This is a genomic window from Corynebacterium parakroppenstedtii, assembly GCF_019754935.1.
Classification (GTDB): domain Bacteria; phylum Actinomycetota; class Actinomycetes; order Mycobacteriales; family Mycobacteriaceae; genus Corynebacterium; species Corynebacterium parakroppenstedtii.
Map to the genome: position 1 here is coordinate 1,454,590 of NZ_JAGSOA010000001.1, position 19,440 is coordinate 1,474,029.

Annotated in this window: 18 protein-coding genes and 1 riboswitch; of the genes, 13 read left to right on the top strand and 5 right to left on the bottom strand. The window is 57.9% G+C overall.

The window, feature by feature from the left end; translation table 11 throughout:
• The first annotated feature begins 3 nt into the window (after positions 1-3).
• The 4 genes from KCQ76_RS11085 to KCQ76_RS06230 all read left to right on the top strand — a co-directional run bounded on the left by KCQ76_RS11085 (position 4) and on the right by KCQ76_RS06230 (position 4,956).
• Positions 4-1,233, top strand: coding sequence for a phosphomevalonate kinase (locus KCQ76_RS11085; RefSeq protein WP_046203651.1), 1,230 nt, complete (start codon positions 4-6; stop codon positions 1,231-1,233).
• A complete protein-coding gene (locus KCQ76_RS06220) occupies positions 1,230-2,516 on the top strand; it encodes an alpha-hydroxy-acid oxidizing protein (RefSeq protein WP_046205269.1) in 1,287 nt (428 codons plus the stop codon). Before KCQ76_RS11085 ends, KCQ76_RS06220 begins: the two co-directional genes overlap by 4 nt.
• Before the next feature lie 140 nt (positions 2,517-2,656).
• Positions 2,657-3,766, top strand: coding sequence for a hydroxymethylglutaryl-coenzyme A reductase family protein (locus tag KCQ76_RS06225; RefSeq protein ID WP_046203650.1), 1,110 nt, complete (start codon positions 2,657-2,659; stop codon positions 3,764-3,766).
• Positions 3,767-3,786: 20 nt separating this feature from the next.
• On the top strand, positions 3,787-4,956 hold the full coding sequence (locus KCQ76_RS06230; RefSeq protein WP_046203696.1) for a hydroxymethylglutaryl-CoA synthase: 1,170 nt from the start codon (positions 3,787-3,789) through the stop codon (positions 4,954-4,956).
• Here the strand turns inward: KCQ76_RS06230 and KCQ76_RS06235 are convergent.
• Positions 4,953-6,044, bottom strand: coding sequence for a phosphatase PAP2 family protein (locus KCQ76_RS06235; protein WP_046203649.1), 1,092 nt, complete (start codon positions 6,042-6,044; stop codon positions 4,953-4,955). The genes KCQ76_RS06230 and KCQ76_RS06235 overlap by 4 nt on opposite strands.
• A 250-nt stretch (positions 6,045-6,294) precedes the next feature.
• Complete coding sequence (locus KCQ76_RS06240; protein ID WP_052722383.1) at positions 6,295-7,893, bottom strand: hypothetical protein; 1,599 nt, start codon at positions 7,891-7,893, stop codon at positions 6,295-6,297.
• A 101-nt stretch (positions 7,894-7,994) separates the two neighbouring features.
• On the opposite strand from KCQ76_RS06240, the gene KCQ76_RS06245 reads away from it, so the two are divergent.
• The 4 genes from KCQ76_RS06245 (at position 7,995) to KCQ76_RS06260 (ending at position 11,248) form a co-directional block, all read left to right on the top strand.
• The gene (locus tag KCQ76_RS06245) at positions 7,995-8,534 is read left to right on the top strand and encodes a peptidylprolyl isomerase (RefSeq protein WP_012730722.1); all 540 of its coding nucleotides are present in this window, start codon (positions 7,995-7,997) and stop codon (positions 8,532-8,534) included.
• A gap of 131 nt (positions 8,535-8,665) precedes the next feature.
• Positions 8,666-9,505 carry a rhomboid family intramembrane serine protease gene (locus tag KCQ76_RS06250; RefSeq protein WP_052722382.1) on the top strand — a complete coding sequence of 280 codons (840 nt, stop codon included), beginning with the start codon at positions 8,666-8,668 and terminating at the stop codon, positions 9,503-9,505.
• A gap of 89 nt (positions 9,506-9,594) precedes the next feature.
• A riboswitch (cobalamin riboswitch) is annotated at positions 9,595-9,828 on the top strand.
• Between the two features lie 265 nt (positions 9,829-10,093).
• Positions 10,094-10,339, top strand: coding sequence for a CbtB domain-containing protein (locus KCQ76_RS06255; protein ID WP_046203693.1), 246 nt, complete (start codon positions 10,094-10,096; stop codon positions 10,337-10,339).
• A 54-nt stretch (positions 10,340-10,393) separates the two neighbouring features.
• Positions 10,394-11,248, top strand: a complete 855-nt coding sequence (locus KCQ76_RS06260; protein ID WP_046203648.1) for a CbtA family protein — start codon at positions 10,394-10,396, stop codon at positions 11,246-11,248.
• A gap of 293 nt (positions 11,249-11,541) precedes the next feature.
• Here the strand turns inward: KCQ76_RS06260 and KCQ76_RS06265 are convergent, their stop codons facing one another.
• Positions 11,542-11,700: a hypothetical protein gene (locus tag KCQ76_RS06265; RefSeq protein ID WP_156441648.1), complete on the bottom strand. Its 159-nt coding sequence runs from the start codon at positions 11,698-11,700 to the stop codon at positions 11,542-11,544.
• A gap of 459 nt (positions 11,701-12,159) precedes the next feature.
• On the opposite strand from KCQ76_RS06265, the gene KCQ76_RS06270 reads away from it, so the two are divergent.
• On the top strand, positions 12,160-12,768 hold the full coding sequence (locus KCQ76_RS06270; RefSeq protein WP_146003252.1) for a histidine phosphatase family protein: 609 nt from the start codon (positions 12,160-12,162) through the stop codon (positions 12,766-12,768).
• Between the two features lie 40 nt (positions 12,769-12,808).
• Here KCQ76_RS06270 and crgA read toward each other — a convergent pair whose 3' ends face one another.
• Both crgA and KCQ76_RS06280 read right to left on the bottom strand, forming a co-directional pair.
• Complete coding sequence (gene crgA / locus KCQ76_RS06275; protein WP_046203692.1) at positions 12,809-13,081, bottom strand: cell division protein CrgA; 273 nt, start codon at positions 13,079-13,081, stop codon at positions 12,809-12,811.
• A gap of 261 nt (positions 13,082-13,342) precedes the next feature.
• A complete protein-coding gene (locus tag KCQ76_RS06280; RefSeq protein WP_231725437.1) occupies positions 13,343-15,013 on the bottom strand; it encodes an LssY C-terminal domain-containing protein in 1,671 nt (556 codons plus the stop codon).
• 409 nt (positions 15,014-15,422) lie between these two features.
• On the opposite strand from KCQ76_RS06280, the gene KCQ76_RS06285 reads away from it, so the two are divergent.
• From KCQ76_RS06285 to KCQ76_RS06300, 4 genes are read left to right on the top strand one after another with little or no spacing between them, the layout of a single operon-like run.
• Complete coding sequence (locus tag KCQ76_RS06285; RefSeq protein WP_046203647.1) at positions 15,423-16,919, top strand: methylmalonyl-CoA carboxytransferase subunit 5S; 1,497 nt, start codon at positions 15,423-15,425, stop codon at positions 16,917-16,919.
• Between the two features lie 43 nt (positions 16,920-16,962).
• Positions 16,963-18,546, top strand: a complete 1,584-nt coding sequence (locus tag KCQ76_RS06290) for an acyl-CoA carboxylase subunit beta (RefSeq protein WP_046203646.1) — start codon at positions 16,963-16,965, stop codon at positions 18,544-18,546.
• Between the two features lie 10 nt (positions 18,547-18,556).
• A complete protein-coding gene (locus tag KCQ76_RS06295; RefSeq protein ID WP_082089806.1) occupies positions 18,557-18,844 on the top strand; it encodes a hypothetical protein in 288 nt (95 codons plus the stop codon).
• A 27-nt stretch (positions 18,845-18,871) separates the two neighbouring features.
• A complete protein-coding gene (locus tag KCQ76_RS06300) occupies positions 18,872-19,243 on the top strand; it encodes a biotin/lipoyl-containing protein (RefSeq protein ID WP_046203645.1) in 372 nt (123 codons plus the stop codon).
• The last annotated feature ends 197 nt before the right edge of the window (positions 19,244-19,440 follow it).

The following is a 19,440-nucleotide window of genomic DNA, read 5'->3' on the forward strand; positions in this document are numbered from 1 at the left end:
GCCGTGACACAGACCTCCGTCCACGCCTCGGCACCCGGAAAGCTGTACATCGCCGGAGAATACGCTGTTGTTCACCCCGGGCATGCCGCGTTACTCATCGCTGTCGACAGGTATGTGCACGTCACGCTCACGCCCACCGGCACCGAAACCGGAACGCTACGATCCGACACGAGCGACCCCACCAAACCCGACGAAGCCCCGGTCCGGTGGGAAGCTAGCACCGACCCGACGGCAGCCGCGCGGTTCCACACCGACGAGACCGGATTCCACAAATATGTAGTGGCCGCAATCCTCACCGTCGAACGCTGGCGAGCAGAAAAAAACCTTCCCGCCAGCGGATACGATATCGACATCTCGAGCCACCTCGATGACGCCACGAGCGGCGCGAAATTCGGGCTCGGATCGTCAGCCGCAGTCACCGTCGCGACCATCGCCGTCGCTGCCCGCCACCACGGGCTACAGCCCAGGCCCGAACAGATCTACCGACTCGCAGCCATCGCAACAGTGCGGGTCACCGCAAAAACATCGGGAGGCGACGTCGCCGTCAGCGCACTCGGCGGATGGGTCGAATACCACTCGCCCGACCGAGCATGGCTAGAAGACCGCGCCTGGGGTTCTCGCTCCCGCACGACAACAATCAGCGAGCTGCTGACAGAGGAGTGGCCGGGATTATCACTCCGCCGCATCACGCCCGCCGCGCCGGGAATCCAACTCAGCGTCGGCTGGACAGGAACCCCCGCCGACACCACCGAGCTCGTCGGGCACGTCGTGAAGAAAACCGCGCTACCCGACGACCTTCTCCGGCGAAGCGACGCAGCCGTCGGTAATCTTGTTGAAGCGCTGACCAGCGACAACGGTGGGTGTGAAGCTGATCCGGGTGAAGTTAATCGGAGCGACGCCGATTCAGACGACTCGGCGACGTCTGCGACCGGGAACGCCCTCGCACAAGCCCGGCAGGTCTTGGGAGAGATCGCAACGCAACGAGGGGTGGCTATCGAAACCCCGGCGCTGCGAACCTTGATCACCACCGCGCTCGAGGAGGGGTGGTGGGCGAAATCATCAGGAGCAGGAGGCGGCGACTGCGGAATCGCGCTCGCCGCGCCGGGCGTCAACCCCCGTGCACTCCACGAGCGATGGACGGCGGCAGGAATTCGCCCTCTGAACTTGCATGTTTCGCCCATGGGAGCGGATACAGCTCCACATGACACACCAACGGAAGGAGATGGGAAATGAGTGGCAGCCGGAAAGACGACCACCTGGCCCTAGCCGCCAGGCAACAACGCGAGGCCCACGGCGAACCTCCACAGCCCGCCGACGCCACAACCCCAGCTCCCGATAACGCTTCCTCCGTACCCTCACCCCGCCCCGCCGGGAGTGGCTCGACATATTGTGCGTGGGACGACGTCCGCATCCTCCACCACTCGCTGGCCGGCATAGACCCAGGTCAAGCTGATATTTCCACCACCATCCAGACGGATCCAAGTGGCGGAGAAAACGCGAACGCTGGAACAAACGCGAGCGCCAACGCACATACAGCACCGACGCTGCACTGGGGGCTGCCGTTCTACATCAACGGCATGACCGGAGGATCCGAACTCACCGCAGGAGTCAACCGCGTCCTCGCCGAAACCGCGGCACGCACAGGAATCGCCGTCGCCACCGGCTCCATGTCCATCTTCCTGCGCGAACCCGACACTCTCCCCACATTCAGCATCCTCCGTGACCGCAACCCCCACGGCACCGTGTGGGCCAACCTCAGCGCCGACGCCACACCCGACGATGCCGCCCGAGTCGTCGACGCCCTCCACGCCGATGCCCTCCAAATCCACGTCAACGCCGTGCAAGAAACCGTCATGCCGGAAGGCTCGCGCGGGTACGCCTCCTGGCGACGCAACATCGAAGCCATCGTTAATGCGCTCCAGGCCACCCACACGCCCGTCATCGTTAAAGAAGTCGGCTTCGGCATGACCCGGAACACACTCCAGCAGCTCCACGACCTGGGTGTATCCATCGCCGACGTCTCCGGCCGCGGAGGAACCAACTTCGCGCGAATCGAAAATGACCGACGAACCGACCGCGACTTCTCCTACCTCACCGGGTTCGGACAATCCGCCGCATTCTCCCTGCTCGACGCGACCACCGCTGACCCCGACACGTTGCCCACACTCTTCGCTTCAGGCGGAGTTCGACAACCCTATGACGTCCTACGAGGCCTCGCCCTAGGGGCTGGCGCCGTGGGAGTCGCTGGAACATTCCTCCACACCGCATTGAGCACCGGCGTGGGGGACGCCACCCGCTCACCACAGGAACGCGCCCAAGGGATCGACGCCGCAGTCGACGCGTTGACCAGCCAAATCAACCGGTGGGCCGAGCATCTCCAGGCACTCTACGAAATGGTGGGCGCCACCAGCACGAGCGACTTGCACAACACCGATGCCCTCATCACCGGGTCCCTGGCGGAGTCGGCTCGCGCGCGGGGGATTGATCTCACTGCCGTCGCCAACCGTCGTCGATAAAACGAATAATCGGTACGCACGTTTTTCGTCAGGCTCCCTCGAGGGCAAAAATTTAAAAAACAATTCACGAATAAGGGCTCAGATAAAGCCCGATAAATAAACACCTGACAACACAATTACGAATAAGAAAAGGAAACGTTATGAGCGACAATTTATATGCACCCATCCCCATGTCATGGATCGGCCCCGTCCACATCTCAGGCAACGTTGTGTCGGGAGAGACCGCGGGTTGGGACTCCGCGGACGGCGCGCAAACCCAGCAACCCGGCACCAGTTACGAAGCTATCTCCATCCCCATGGCGACCTACGAAACGCCACTGTGGCCATCCGTCGGCCGCGGGGCAAAAGTATCACGCTACGTCGAAGGCGGAATCCGAGCCACACTCGTCGACGAGCGGATGACACGATCCGTATACTTCGAAGCTCCCAACGCCGGGGTTGCCCTCCGCGTCGCCACCGAACTCGACCGTCGCCGCGACGAACTGCAGGCCGTCGTCGCCCAGGCATCCCGGTATGCCAAACTCATCGATCTGCACGTCCAATACGCCGGAAATCTCCTCTTTGTGCGATTCGAATTCACCACTGGCGACGCCTCCGGCCACAACATGGTCACCCTCGCCTCCGACAACCTCATGCCGTGGATCCTCCAGCAGTACCCGGAACTGCGCTACGGATCCATCTCCGGAAACTACTGCTCCGACAAGAAAGCCACCGCAGTCAATGGCATCCTGGGACGCGGGAAGAACGTCGTCACTGAAATGCTCATCCCGCGGAACGTCGTTGAAGAACGACTCAAAACCACGCCGGAACAGATCGCGGACCTCAACGTCCGGAAGAACCTGGTCGGTACCACCTTGGCTGGCGGGTTGCGCACCGCGAACGCGCACTATGCCAATATGCTCCTGGGCTTTTACCTGGCAACCGGGCAAGACGCGGCCAACATTGTCGAGGGATCCCAAGGCATCACGCATGCTGAAGTGCGTGACGGAGACCTCTATTTCTCATGCAACCTCCCCAACCTCATTGTGGGTACAGTAGGGAACGGCAAAGGCCAGGGCTTGGAGGTTGTCGAAGAAAACTTGCGACGCCTCGGATGCCGTGAAGACCGCCCAGCGGGGGATAACGCACGCCGACTTGCAGTACTGTGTGCGGCATCTGTTTTCTGCGGCGAACTATCACTGCTGGCCGCACAAACGAATCCGGGCGAACTGATGGCCGCCCACGTGAAAATTGAAAGGAAAGGCGAGTGAACGCACCCGTGAACACAGCTGTGAACCCCATTGGCATCCATGACATCACCTTCGCCACGGGACACCACAGCTTCGCCCTCGAAACCCTAGCCGACAAACACGGGATCGACGTGGGCAAGTTCCACAAAGGCATCGGCCAAGAAGTCATGAGCCAGCCCGCTGCCGACGAAGACATCGTCACCATAGCAGCCACCGCCGCCAAGCGGATCATCGACCGCAACGGAACCGACGGAATCCGCACCCTTCTCTTCTCCACCGAATCTGGCGTTGACCAGTCAAAATCCGCCGGGGTGTACGTTCACGGGCTCCTCGGTCTGCCCTCCCAGGTGCGGACCATCGAAATGAAACAGGCGTGCTACTCCGGGGTCGGCGCGCTACAGGTCGCGCTGGGTATCGTCGCCCGCAACCCACAGGAAAAAGTGCTGGTTGTTGCCTCCGACGTTGCCCGCTACGACCTCAACTCAGGCGGGGAGCCGACTCAGGGCGCGGCAGCGGCTGCGTCCCTGGTCCAGGCCAACCCCGGCATCCTGGCCGTCGAGCCGGCATCCGGCGTGTACACCTACGATGTACAGGACTTTTGGCGGCCCAACGACCGGCACACCGCCCTGGTTGACGGCAAACTCTCCATCGACGCCTACCTCAACGCCGTTCGCGGAGCCTACGACGATTTCATCGATCACGGTGGGGCCGACTTCGCCGCGATCGACCGCTTCTGCTACCACCAGCCATTCACGAAAATGGCGGTGAAAGCGCACATGGCGTTGCGCGAACACGTGGGGCTGTCCGCAGATAAAGCCGAAACCGCCGCCGAGCTCGAGACCACCATGCACTACAACCGCATGATTGGTAACTCCTACACGGCATCCGTGTTCCTGGCATTAACGTCGCTGCTCGAGACCGAATCCGACGACCTCGCCGGAAAACGCGTCGGCGTCCTGTCCTACGGCTCCGGTGCGGTTGCCGAGTTCTTCACCGGCACCATTGTCGACGGGTACCAAAAGCTGCTCCACGCCGATGAGCACAAGAAAGCGCTGGATTCACGCGAACCGCTCACCTACGACGCTTACCGCGATCTTCATCCCGGAACGCGCGTCGCCGACATTACGGATTACGACACACCGGAGGTCACCGATGCGCCATTCCGTTTTGCCGGCGTGAAAGATCACTCGCGGATTTACCAGCGTCGCTAAGAAGTGCGAACCGGCGTACCAGCGTCGTTAGTAATGGTCGTGGAATTCAACCGGCTGGCAACCCACGTCGTCAACCACAATCCGACCAAAATGAGGCCGTAGGTCAGGATGAAACTGGCGACCGTGTCAGTAGCCCAGTGGGCACCGATGATCACGCGGCTGGCAGCCATGAGAATTCCCCACACCGTTCCGACCCACAGCGCAATCCGCCAGGCTTTGCCACCGAGCGGGCGCAACACGATAGCCAGGGCTGCAAGAGTGGTGCCCTCTTGAGTGTGGCCGGACGGGAATGAGCGGTGCCCATTAGGCAAATTGATGTGATACCACGGCTGATAGGGGCCTTTTCCGGCATCAACCTCATAGGGGCGGAACCGACCCCACAAATCCTTCATTTGGTCATTGATTCCATGCCCAGCCCACACTATTGCGAGCATAACGACAGCCGAGATGGCGATAAGGCGCAAGGTCTCATCTGACAGATTTCGAATGAGCAACCACGCAACCATCGAAACGATAATAAGAAGGACAATAGCCATAAACAGTGCAGGGGCGAACTGAGACCAGCTCATCGTGTCAGAATCATCATTATTGGCCACGCCGATGGGCGTTCCGGCTGAAAGGTTTGCACTCCATGAACGACGATATGATTCAGCCTGCTCAGACCAGCCAAGAATCGATAAGAAACTAGCCCACGTGAGCAAAATGCTTCCGAGCCCTCGCGCGATTTCTGGAAGAGAGGAGCGGAGGAGACATCCCGCAAGAACCTGCATAGCCAGAGCGCTCAGCACCGCCGGTGGGAACTCGCCGTAGGACTGGAAGAGCGTGCCAAATACGCTGTCATGGTTGATGACAGCATCACTGACCTGCTTGTCAGTGAAAGTGAAGATAATCAGCAAAACGGCGGCCACGCCGAGTAACGCGGTGACCGCCGTGGCATTGACACCACCCCCGTCGTGTTGACGACGTGGGGTCGTGCCCGGGTTTTCGCTCGGCGGGGGAGTAGTGCGAGCCGCATCCGGCTGCGATTCTGATGCCCAGGCCTGGCTGTCATGGGCCTGGTGAGTGGGGATACTAGGTGCTTGTGCCATACGTATGGTGTACCAAGCTTCTTTAACGTCCCACTGACGTAAACATGAACACTAAGTGAAGCTCGGGGGAACCAATGGCGGGTGGTGGTGTGCCGCACCGCCGACACACTTTTGTCGTAAAACCCAAAAACCCGCCATACGCCGGAGCGATATGGCGGGAACCCGACCACCTAGGAAAGCTTCCTAGACGGTGGATCGGGGGTTAGACCGGGCATTGGATCGGGGGTTGGACCCGACCGTGAAGATAGCCCTATTTCTTGTCGTCCTTGAGGGCGTGGCGGCCAGCTCCATTCTGGGAGTTGCCCTTACCATTGTTGCCCTTCTTCTGGCCACCGTTGTTCTTTGGTGCGCCGGGCTTCTGAGCACCGTTGTTCTTGGTCGCATTGCCCTTGCCAGAACCCTTACCAGCTTTAGCCTTGGCACTCGGTGCCTGAGGAGCGCTGTTCTTGGGGGCGCTGTTCTTGGGAGCGGACTTCTTTCCGTCTGACTTCTTAGCGTCCTTGGCCTTCTTCTCCGCCTGAGCCTTGACGTCCTTAGCTTCCTTCTTCAGGTCTTCAGCTTTATCCTGAGCGGCTTTCTTAACCTCGTCGGCCTTATCGTCGGCGCGGGAAGCAGCGTCCTTGGCATCAGCTTTAGCCTGCTCTGCCTCATCCGCGGCCCGGTCGGCAACGTCGGAAGCCGCAGCCTTAAGGTCTTCCGCCTTGTCTTTGGCGGCGTCCTTCAGCTCTTCAGCCTTGCTCTGGGCAGCTTTCTTAACGTCGTCGGTCTTCTCCTTGGCCTGGTCGGCCTTCTCAGCCGCCGCGGCCTGAGCGTCGTCCTTAGCTTCGGCGGCCTTCTCCTTGGCATCCTCCACTTTGTCCTCTTTGCTGTCGGCAGAGGAGTTCGACGTCGGGGTTTCCGTCTTGTACACCAAGCGGGGCTCGTCGTTGTTCTTCGGCGGTTCCGTCGATACGTTCTTGGAGGAACGAGACTTGTACGTTGCCCACCCGCCGGCAACGAGTGCAACGAACAGGACGATAAATAAAGGCTTCTTGCTGCGCTTCGTCTTCTTCCCAGCCGCTTGATCCAGTGAATCGGTCACGGAATCGGGCAGGCGATCGCTGACGGAATCAGGTAGGTTGTTCGACGCAGCGGCTGCAACATTGCTGGCGGTCTCTGCAGCTTTGCCCCGAACGTCGGACGCGGTGTCCTGGGCTTTTCCGGCGAACTCGCTCGCTTTGTCCGAAGCCTTGTCCGCGAACTCGCTGGCCTTATCAGTGGCCTTGTCCGCAAACGCTGCGGCCTTCTTCTGGAAAGCCTCAGCGCGCTTCTGAAGAGCATCAGCCTTCTTTGCGTTCTGCTTGCGGGCCTTGGAGGCCTTTTTATCCGCCTTCTTCTGAACTTTCTTAGCCTTCTTCTCTGCCTTGGCGCGGGCCTTATCTAACTTCTTTCCAGCTTTATCCGCTTTGTCGGATGCAAGGTCATAAGCGCGTTCGCTCTCTTCGCGGATGCGATCAACGACAGCCACGGCAGTGGGGTTTGCTGAAGCGCGCATCTGCTCCAGAGTGGACTTCTTCTTTGACATGGCTGAGTTCTCCTTGGATGAGCTTTCGGAGGACGCTTTCTTGTCCTTCTTCCCCTTAGCCTCGGAGGAATTATCGGAGGACGAATCGTTGGCGTTCTTATCTACCTTACCGTTATCGCCCTGACCACGCGGTTTCCCGGGGTTAGATTCCCTCGCTTTTGCGTATTCAACGAGCCGCTCAACGGGATCGAAGTCGCGAGCTTCCTTATTCTCTTTTCGCTGTTTGCGGGCGTCGGAGAGGTTGCGTGCCGCGCGCAAAAACATGGTTGTGTCCGAGGAGTTCATGGTTCTTCCTTACCGGTTTCTTGGTTAGAGGCGGATCTTTATAACGTGTCTTTTACTACTGTAGTGGGGTGAGGGGGCGGTTCGTCTAGTAACTACGTACAATGAGTGTCGTGAGTACGCAGAAGACAGCAACCGCGATTTTGCACACTAATCGTGGCGATATTTCTATCGACCTCTTCGGTAATCATGCTCCCCAGACCGTCGATAATTTTGTCGGGTTGGCTAAGGGCACGAAGGATTACTCGGAGCGCAATGCTTCGGGTGGAGAAGAGGGCCCGTTCTACGATGGCGCAATTTTCCACCGCGTCATCGACGGTTTCATGATCCAGGGTGGGGATCCGACGGGAACAGGCCGTGGTGGTCCCGGTTACCGCTTTGGTGACGAATTCCACCCCGAACTGCAGTTTGACCGCCCGTACTTGTTGGCCATGGCGAATGCTGGCCCGGGCACCAACGGTTCTCAGTTCTTCATCACCGTCGCCCCGACGCCGCACCTGAACAACCACCACACCATTTTTGGTGAGGTCACCGATGCGGATTCTCAGAAGGTCGTCGACACGATCGCGGAAACTAAGACGGATCGCTTCGATCGTCCCTTGGACGACATTGTGATTGATTCCGTGGAGATCGTCGAGAACTAGTTCGAGCCGTCGGCTTTGTGTCGTCGGCGGTGTACTATCGCGACGACTAACGACGAGTAACGCGACGGCCGTGTCAGTGCGTGTAGCGTCTCGGTACGTGTACTGCGTTGGTACGTGTAACGTGTGATGACGTGCTGACACGGACGATTCGCCAAACCCCTGTGACCTCGGGCGCGCTGATTGCCTGCATTGTTGTGTACCTGGTGACGGTTGTGCAATCCGGGTCCCTGGAAGGCAACACGCATGAGTCGTCCTTGGCGGCGTCGTGGTGGTTGTATTTACCCGCGCTGACGCCCGACAACGAAGCTCTCCTCCGCGGGCTAACTTTCAGTTTTCTTCACTCCGGTGTGACGCACCTCCTGTTCAATGGGGTCATGCTGTGGGTGTTCGGGGTCGGTATTGAACGCACCTACGGTTCGCTGGCGATGGCGATCATTTTTGCAGGCACAAGCTACGGGTCGGCTGCCATGATCCAGTGGCGCGACCCACTGTCACTGACTGTGGGGGCATCGGGAGTGATTTATGGCCTGATGGCTGTTGCCGCAGGCATGTACGTGAACAATAAACCGCAAATGAGAGCTCTTATTGTCCTCATTGTGGTGAACTTGGGGTATTCATTAATAACTCCAGGCATCTCATTGTGGGGCCATATTGGGGGATTGTTGACGGGTGCACTGATGGCCGTTGCGATCTACGGCGCTCACATCATGACGGGCGTTCGCGGGCCAGGCCACCGTGTAGGGCGGTTCGTCGCTGCTGGTCTAGGAACCGCTGGTATGGCGCACGGTGCTGGCTCGATGTCGAGTGGCACCTCATTGCTCGGAGGTGCTGGAGGTGCCATGTGGGGTGGCTCCGGTGGATTGCAACGAAGGCTCCTTGCGCGGCTGTCCGCCTCGGTGGCTGTATTTGTGGTCGGGTGTGGAGCGATGGTGGTCTACCTCGCACAGGTTCATTCCGCTTTGGGGGCGTAAGCGCGCTGGGCGTGTAACCGGGGGCATGACCGTGGGGGGATAATCGCTCGAATTGGGTGTATTTCCCGATGAAAATCGGCGTCTGGGCTACCAAAAGGCGGGGATGAGGTCTACAGTTGTTGTGTACAAGACGATGAGGAACCCGGTGAGAATCCGGGGCGGTCGCGCCACTGTGACTTCGTTAGCAGTCGGGTAGTACGCCTGGTCAACCTGGTCGTTCCAGGCAGGAACTATCCGAATATTGGATCCGCTGAGGTGAAAACCCCAGGTTGTGAGCATGCTTAACGAAGCAGCCAGATACTCGCGTTTTGTATTTACTTTCTTTGTTACGCGTCATATCAAAAGGAGTTGCTGCTGTTGGCTGAACTATATTCTTTTCTCTTGTGAAAGTAGGCGGAGGTTAACTCACGCCCATCACAATTTCTCAAACTAGGAAAATTCTTTTCTTCTAGTGTTGTTACTCCATAACGAAACGCCCAGGCAGGCGCGTGGTCTCGTATGCCAGGGCGTTTCTTCACTTTCATTGTTGAGGTCTACACTCGCGTAGGAATACGTATTGTTTATTTTCCGGAAGAGGAAGTGTTCATTATGACCGATTCATCACTTCGTGCGGCCCAGCCCGCATCCCCATCGCGTTCGTCGGCACGTGCGCTTGCAGAAGCGATTGATGTCCCGTCATCATTTGTGTGGTTGTTCTCTGCACTGGTTATTGGCTTGTTGGTGTACTACTTCATTGGTATCGATCAGGGCGCTACCAGTGTCTTCGGTAATGACATGCACATCCACGAGTGGGTGCACGATTCCCGCCACTTCTTGGGATTCCCCTGCCATTAATCTTCGCGTCGGTATCAGGTTTGACCTGGTGGACGCCCATATTTGGAGTTAAAAATGGAACGCCAATTCGTTCTACGCTGCGGGGGCTTTGGTTTACTGGCCGGACTGTTGTCCTTCATCTTTGCCAGGTTGTGGGCAGAGCCCATCATCAGCCGGGCCATTGATTACGAGGAAGGGCGTGACGAGGCGCAAGATGCCCTCGATAAAGCCGCTGGTATTGCCACCGATGGTGGCGATGAAACCGAACTGTTCAGCCGCACAATTCAATCGACCGTGGGTATCGGTACTGGCATGGTTCTCATGGGACTAGCGCTAGGTTTGCTGTACGCGGTTGTGTTCAGCTTGTACCTCCGGTACGCCAAGCCAACTAACATTCGTGGTGCGGCCATCGGTGTTGCAGCTGCAATGTTCGCCTGTCTCTACATCGTTCCCTGCTTAAAGTATCCGTCGAATCCGCCCGCTATCGGTAACCCGGACACAATTAAACAGCGCACGTGGCTCTTCCTCACGATGATTATCGTGTCTGTGATCGTCATGATTGGGGTTGTTTTCCTGCACAAGGCTTTGTCCGCGCGCATGGACTCATGGATTGCTTTCCTCATTTCGGCAGCCGTTTTTGCTGTCATCATGTACGCGTTTAGTCGGCTGCTCCCACCCCTAGGGCATTTGCAGGCTAGCGTCGACGAGTTTGGTCGGCATAATTCTGAGACACCTCGCCCGCTGACAGATCCGGACGGGAAGATCGTCTACCCAGGGTTCCCTGCAGATGATCTTTACTATTTCCGCGTCTATTCATTCATGGCCCAGTGCATCTTTTGGGGTGTGATCGGATTTGGTACCGCGTTGGTGTCCAAGAAGGCCATCCACAAAGCCGCTGTTCAGGCTGAGAAAGAAAAAGTCGCGGCCTAAATTCTGGCCCTACAACCGTTCGGCGTAGCTATGTAGTGCAATACGTAGCTACGCGTTGCCATATTGGTGGACATATCGTGTGTGCCGGTAGATATCCGTGGGATCATCGGGATAGGTGAACTGTCTGTACCGACACCGGCTGACACACAACTAATTAGTTGTCAACATAGCTTGCAGACAACCAACGAAGACCTTATTGTGAGAAGCAGCACCACCGTATGGTGGTGATGTAAGGAAATAAAAAAGTAGGCCACCGTGCGGCTACACGTTGACCTACTCGGGGCAAACCCCTCTTAGCAGAGTTTCTCGATCAGATCGAGTAAAGCTGCTAAGTGGCCAGCCAAAGGCCCATATTTCAAAGCCAGGGCGAGGATCCGGACGATCACGGCCCTGGCTTTGCTTATGCCTTTCAGCCAGCCTTTACGGCCCCTGGGGATAGCTTTCCTATCCATACCATCACCTCCTTCCGTTAAATTTGGAGGTCCCCTTCATCGCTGATAGGAGGCCCCACGTGCTTCACGCGGGACAGCCGCGCAGCAACGAAAGGGGGCTTGACATCACGTCAAGGCCGAAAGTAACCATAGCAAATTCGAACGCTCCATGGCCGGCCATGAGAAGTGGGGTTGAACAGCAATGAACACAGCGCACGTGTGTGCCCATACGCCTTCACACGCCCCACTAATCAGCTCGCTAACATGCGCTGAGCTGCGGTACGCCGAAGATCACTTTCCGTTCTTGGGGTGAAGGAATCTCACTGCACCCCTACGGGCCACGAGGCCGGCAACAAAGTTGTAGAGAGCACGCAGTGATTGAGTGACCATGCCACAATCACAATGTGCCAAGAAGGCAATGCGTTGCATTAATGGAAAAGCCGCCTCGTGGTGGGACGATCTCAGTGGGATAATCTCAGCATGAGGCGTTTTCATCGGCAGAGCCGCACCCCTATCCACGTGGTGCGGCTCATCGTTGTCTCGGCACCGCTCGCGAGCGCGCATCTGCCGCGATTCGCGTCGTCAGAAGATGCAGTTCGGTGGGCAGATTATCGGCACACGCTGCGTCGTTACGAGGAATTCAGTGATATTAACGACGCGGGTTCGTGTAAAGAAGACGCGGACGGCCCCACCCCTTCGCGCGTTTTCGTCGGCAACCCGGGCCCGTGGGACGTGGGGGAGTGGGCGGGAAAGCCTTTGCCTCTCGTGTCGCCAATGAAGATTGCGCAGTGGAGGACAAACCCGGACTATGTCGGGCATGGTGGGGAATCCCTACGCACCTATATCGACCGCGTGGCGAAGTGGGCTGACGAGCTAGAACCAGGGGAGTACGTCACGGTCAGCGACCAATCCTTGGGGCGCGCACTACTCGTCCATGCCCTGGGCGCCCAGCCCGACGCCTTTTGGCGCTGCGATATTCCCCCCGAGTGGCAGATGCGATTCCACCGTCGGCACAGCGGGGACAAAGAAATGTGGACTCTTCGCGGCCTAGCACCCGTCGATCCGGCGTCGTCGGGAATGCTGCGATAATGCTGCGATAAGGCGGTTAGGGCCCGTTAGGCAGTTGTGCTTATTTCCACCCCATAGTCATTAAGAGCCCGACGACGAAAAGCCCGAAACCGATGGCGTAGTTCCATGCATTGAGGTTCTGCATGAACGGGATTTGCGGCCCAGCAATGTAGTTGACCACCAGCCATAAAAGTCCAGCAATGATGAAGCCGAACATGATGATGCGGTACCACAGCGGGGTGGACGCATTGTTGAGCTTGACGGGGGTACGGGTGGACGTCGATGACGACGCGGGCCTCGACTCTGAGGACTCAGTTACCTTTGACTTCGGCATATCAACCTTTCTGACTCCGCGTGGCAGTGCGTGAATGATGGTTTTGTCTGCCATGCAAGGTTAAGGGCAGCGCATACATCGGCGGTATGTGGCCCTGTTACACGATGTCGTGGACTCCGACATAACAGCTTTAGCGTCACCATAATACGGTAATGCTGGTGAAACCACTGACAGGGTGTCGGTAGGGCAAGTATTGAGGCCCCGGGCTAGTGAAATGAAGGCGAGATGTGAGGCCCCGCAACTCCATGGTTGTGCAGGCCTCTACCGCGAATGATCATCAATCGGCAGATGAATTTTTCTCACCGGCCCCCACACGGCAGCTGGTTCGTGGCCACGTATCCAGTTACGGACGTCGTCGGAGGATAGTGCTAGCAGGGCAATAATGGTCGCTGTTGTGAGAAGCAAGTTGTTGTGACCAGCTGCGATCATGCGCATTCCATTGCGATCAAGGATAGAAATCACGATGGCGATGGTGAGGAACAGCATCAGAGCATCACGCGCGTGCGTAAATCCGCCGAGCGTGAGCAGAACCAGGATCAGGGTGCCCAACGTTAATAAGCCGACGTACCATTGCGTGGCGACGTAGGCGGTATGGTGGCTGAAGCCCATGTCCTGCAACGTTCCGGGGATAAATCGATGCTGATCCGCTTTGTATAGCAGTACGACACTTTGCCACGCGACGACGAGGAATAGCATCCCCATGGACAACATCAGATTCGGTGGCCGCGGTGTACGCTGCGCATTTTTGGGACGTCGGGCAGCGCGTTCCTCATCGGAAATATCGTCGTCGTAGTGCGTAGATGCCCGGCCTGTGTAGCGGGTTCCGTTGATTGTCGAGTCCACATTGTCCGAACCACGTGCCATGATCGGCTCAGCATCGTTGCTTTCCTCGTTGGTGGTTTCAGTTTCGGCTTTTTCCGGGACGTCGCTGGCGGTCTCAGTAATGTCCGACGGAGTGGTGGCTGCGGTGGTTTCCGACGGGGTGTCGCTCTCAGCGGTGGCTTCCTCGATCTCGTCGGGCAGTTCCTCGGGCGTTCCCTCCGCACTAGCGCTGTCGTTTACGGCAGAACAAGAGTGCAATCCGACCCGACTGACGTCGACAATGGGAAGATCCCCGTCAGTGTGTATTTTGTCGCCGCCGCCGTTGACATGGTGATAGCCCGTCGAGAAATCCTCAATCATGGATACCGAACTCTCGGGGACATAAGAACGAACGGTCGATACGACGTGGTCGCGTTCCCTATCGATATCGGCAGCAATGCGATGGGTTACTTGTAAGGTGAAAAAACTAACGCCGACGGCTGTGTCATAGCTGGCGGAACCGACCCAGTCCACGCGGTGGCCCCCTGGAAGAGGCCAGTCTTTAGGGCATCGCCAGAGCCGAATGTGGTGTCGTCGTGAGGGGGAACCATCCACTTCCTGCTGGTAGGCGAGGTCTTGCTCGCGATCGAAGAGGATAAGCGGACTCACCGGAGCCGCAGGATAGGACGCTCGAGTAATGGAGCTCCATACAATTTTTGCCGACGACCGAAACGTCACCGGGTCGGCCAACGTCCAGCCTGCTTCAGTCATCGAGCGGTGGAGCTGCTCGGCAGTGCCGTCGAACGCGATATTAACCGGATCACCCAGTAATCCATCCGAAGTCCGAGTGCGTCCGATGAAGTAATTGGGGACGTAAATTCGCGTCAAAATTCGGTGAAGCCGGGGGAGGGTGAGATAAGCAATTACGCCCCACGCAGGGATGATTAACAGCAAACGAAAATCTAAAACAAAGCTAAGTTTGAAGTATTCTCCCGCTAACCAAATGGCAGCTAAGCCTGCGAGCAGGAAAAATGTGTTATCGATCCGCTTCTCCCGCGGTGTGCGGGAAGACAACTTGCGCAACGACGTCAAATCACTGGCATGCGACCACATCGACGACAAAGATGGCATAGCCATACCCTAGTAAAACCACATGCGCTCCGTAATAATCAACCGCATAGGAACCGCAAACCTGCCGCATGTCCACCGCATCGGATTCGCATCGGGGATCACAAATCCCCCGCGTAGGAATCAGTTACGCAGAAGACAGAGGGTGCATATGCCGGAATGTGATCAATTGCTCCCGAACGTGATCGAAGATAGGCATGATGCCTGTTTCGGGTGTATACCGCCCCCGGAACGGGGTACCGTCCTCACATAAAGACAGCAACGCACCGTCGCAAACCTGAATATTTATGACGAGAAAGGACGCGACGCCCCCCTCCAAGTTGGGTTAATCACTGTTCAAGTCCAAGAGTGCGGTAAGTCACGACGGTGAGCTGTGGTGCAACAGCCAACAAATCGACTTAACGTAGTGGCCATGACCACGCGAAAAATTGGAGTGACCGAACTGGCTCTGCGTGATGCTCACCAGAGTCTCATGGCAACACGCATGGCCCTCGAAGACATGGTCGATGCCTGTGAGGATATAGATAAAGCCGGGTACTGGAGCGTGGAATGCTGGGGTGGCGCAACGTTCGACGCCTGCATCCGCTTCCTGAACGAAGACCCGTGGGAGAGACTTCGCACATTCCGCAAGCTCATGCCCAACTCACGCCTTCAGATGCTGCTTCGTGGCCAGAACCTTCTGGGATACCGTCACTACGAGGACGGCGTCGTCGATAAGTTTGTTGAAAAATCGGCTGAAAACGGCATGGACGTCTTCAGAGTTTTCGACGCGCTCAACGACCCCCGCAACCTTGAGCATGCCATGCAGGCTGTAAAGAAAGTGGGCAAGCACGCGCAGGGCACCATCTGCTACACGGTGTCCCCGCTGCATGATGTGCAGGGATACATTGACCTAGCAGGGCGTTTGCTGGACATGGGCGCGGATTCGATCGCGCTCAAAGACATGGCAGCGCTGCTCAAACCGCAGCCCGCGTACGACATCATCCGTGGCATCAAGGACACCTACGGCGAAGATACGCAGATCAACGTCCACTGCCACTCCACCACCGGCGTCACGATGGTCACCCTCATGAAGGCCATTGAAGCCGGTGCGGATGTCGTCGACACCGCCATTTCCTCCATGTCCCTCGGCCCAGGGCATAACCCCACCGAGTCTCTCGTCGAAATGCTCGAAGGAACCGACTACGAGACCGGGCTCGACATGGATCGGCTCATTAACATCCGCGACCACTTCAAGACAGTGCGCCCGAAGTACGCGGAATTCGAGTCGAAAACACTGGTCAACACCAATATTTTTCAATCGCAGATTCCGGGCGGAATGCTCTCCAACATGGAATCGCAGCTCAAAGCCCAGGGCGCGGGCGACCGTATCGACGAGGTGATGAAAGAAGTCCCCGTTGTTCGGAAGGCTGCCGGATACCCGCCGTTGGTGACGCCATCGTCACAGATCGTCGGCACTCAGGCCGTGTTCAACGTGCTGATGGGCCGCTACAAAGTACTCACGGCTGAATTCGCCGACCTCCTCCTCGGATACTACGGCGAAGCCCCAGGTGAGAGGGGTAAAGACCTCATCGAACAAGCCAAGAAGCAGACCGGCAAAGAGCCCATCACCGAGCGCCCCGCTGACCTCCTTGAGCCCGAATGGGACAACCTCGTTGAGGAAGCTGACAAACTCGACGGCACCGACGGGTCCGACGAAGACGTCCTCACAAACGCCCTGTTCCCGCAGGTCGCGCCGGGATTCTTCAAGGCTCGCCCCGATGGCCCCAAGAACGTTGGCAAGACTAAGGAGCAGCTCGAGCGCGAAGAGGCGAAGGCCTCTGGCGACGCCACTGCCATCCGCGAACCGATTACGTACAAAGTCACCACAGGCGGCCGTAGCCACACTGTCTCCGTGGAACCCGCATAAACCAGTTGATCACCGCGAAAGACAGCAGAAACGGAGCAAATAAATGAGTGAGCAACCTCACGATCCCAGCATGCCTGAGCGCCTCGAACAGCTGGAAGAAGAAAAGAACCGCATTCGCCTCGGCGGTGGACAGGCACGCCTGGACAAGCAACACGACCGCGGCAAGATGACCGCCCGCGAGCGCATCACCAAGCTTGTCGACGAAGACACGTTCCAGGAAACCGGAATGTTCGCCAAGCACCGGACCACGCACTTCGGTATGGACAAAGCCGACGCCCCCGCCGACGGCGTCGTCACCGGATCTGGCGCGGTCTACGGACGGCCAGTGCACATCGCATCCCAGGACTTTAGCGTCATGGGTGGGTCCGCTGGCGAAATGCAATCCAACAAAGTGGTCGCCATGATGAAGGCCTCCGCGACTACCGGCACGCCGTTCGTCTTCATCAACGACTCCGGCGGAGCGCGAGTGCAGGAAGGCATTGATTCTCTCTCCGGATACGGCCGCGTGTTTTATAACAACGTGCTGCTCTCCGGGCTTGTACCGCAGGTCTCCATCATCGCCGGCCCGTGTGCTGGTGGTGCTGCCTACTCGCCGGCACTAACGGACTTCATCATCCAGACCCGCAAGGCCAACATGTTCATCACCGGCCCCAAGGTCATCGAGTCCGTGACGGGCGAAAAAGTCACTGCTGAAGAACTCGGTGGTGCCGATGCCCATATGAGCACATCAGGCAACATTCACTTCGTCGCCGACGATGACGAGCAAGCCATCCTGATCGCGCAGAAGCTCCTGAGCTTCCTGCCGCAAAACAACACTGAAGAGCCACCCATCGTTGATCCGGACGAGGTTGTCGAGCCCGACGAATCTCTTCGCGATATCGTCCCCGTCGACGGCCGTAAGGGATACGACGTTCGCGATATCATCCGCAAGATCGTCGACTACGGCGATTTTCTCGAGGTCCAGGCCGGATACGCCCAAAACCTTGTTGTCGGATTTGCCCGCGTTGTCGGCCGGACAGTCGGTATCGTCGCTAATCAGTCGCAAGTGATGTCTGGTGTTCTGGATATCAACTCGTCGGACAAAGGAGCGAGCTTCGTTCGCTTCTGCGACTCCTTCAACATTCCGCTGCTCACCCTCGTGGACGTCCCCGGCTTCATGCCAGGTGTTGCACAAGAGCATGGCGGAATCATTCGCCACGGTGCGAAGATGCTGTTCGCTTACTCGGCGGCCACCGTGCCGAAGCTGACTGTGGTCCTCCGCAAATCTTATGGCGGATCGTACCTGGCTATGTGCTCCAAGGACCTGGGCGCGGACCGCGTCTGGGCATGGCCCACCGCGGAAATTGCGGTCATGGGTGCCGACGGGGCAGTGAACGTCGTCTTCCGCAAGGAAATCAAGAAAGCCCAGGAAGAGGGTGGCGACGAAGCCGCAGCAGCTAAGAAGGCCGAACTAGTCCAGCTCTACAAAGACACCTTCTCGACGCCGTACATGGCGGCGTCCCGAGGCCTCGTCGATGACATCATCGATCCCGCGGACACCCGTCGTGAAGTTGCCCTGGCCTTGGAGCTGTTGACCAACAAGCGTGAGAACCGGCCGTCCAAGAAGCACGGCCTGGCCCCCAACTGATCGGAGAAGCATGAATACAGACAATGCATCCTCTGCTGAACTCAGTCAGTTGTTGGCTCGCCTGTCCAACCAGCTGGAGAAGCTCTCCCGCAACGTCACCAAGCTGGAAAACGAAGTTGCGGCACTGAAGCAACGCTCTGACGAGGAAATTCCTGAAGATGTCTTGATTGCGATCAGTGCGGCCGTATCCGCCTACATGGGTAACCGCGGAACCGTGCGCGCAGTTCACTTCTTGCGCCATCGCAGCTGGTCGCAGCAAGGTCGGCAGGCAGTTCAGCACAAGGCGAAATGGCAATAAGCCACGAATAGAAGGAACCCGAAAAGAATGAAACTGACAGTTACCGTCAACGGCGTCCCCTATTCCGTGGACGTAGAAGTTGAACATGAAGAACGCCCCACACTCGGCACCATCATCACTGGTGGCAATAGCAACGGGCCAACCCCCACCGCGCCGACGACGTCATCTGTCCAGGGTGTTAGCGCCAATTCCGTCACGGCGCCCCTGGCCGGCTCCGTCAGCAAAGTGCTTGTTGAGGAAGGCCAAGCCATTACGGCCGGCGAAGTGATCGTCGTCCTCGAAGCCATGAAGATGGAAACCGAAATTACAGCCCCTAACGACGGCACCGTTACCGCACTTCACGTGCAACCCGGCGACGCCGTCCAGGGTGGACAATCTCTGCTGGAGATCGGGGAATAAAACCTACATCTCGGCAGACGCTGCTGTCCCGGTCGCCTCCGGTTGCCGGAACGGTGCGCCACCTGCTTAGGTACCGAAATGGTCACAAGTTCGTAGGAAATGTCTGGCAACCACCAGTGGTGCGAAATCCGTAGTAAAGTGTCATGGTGTTAGGCGATGTGCACACGAGCGTGCCATCACCGCCGCCCGCCTGCGGG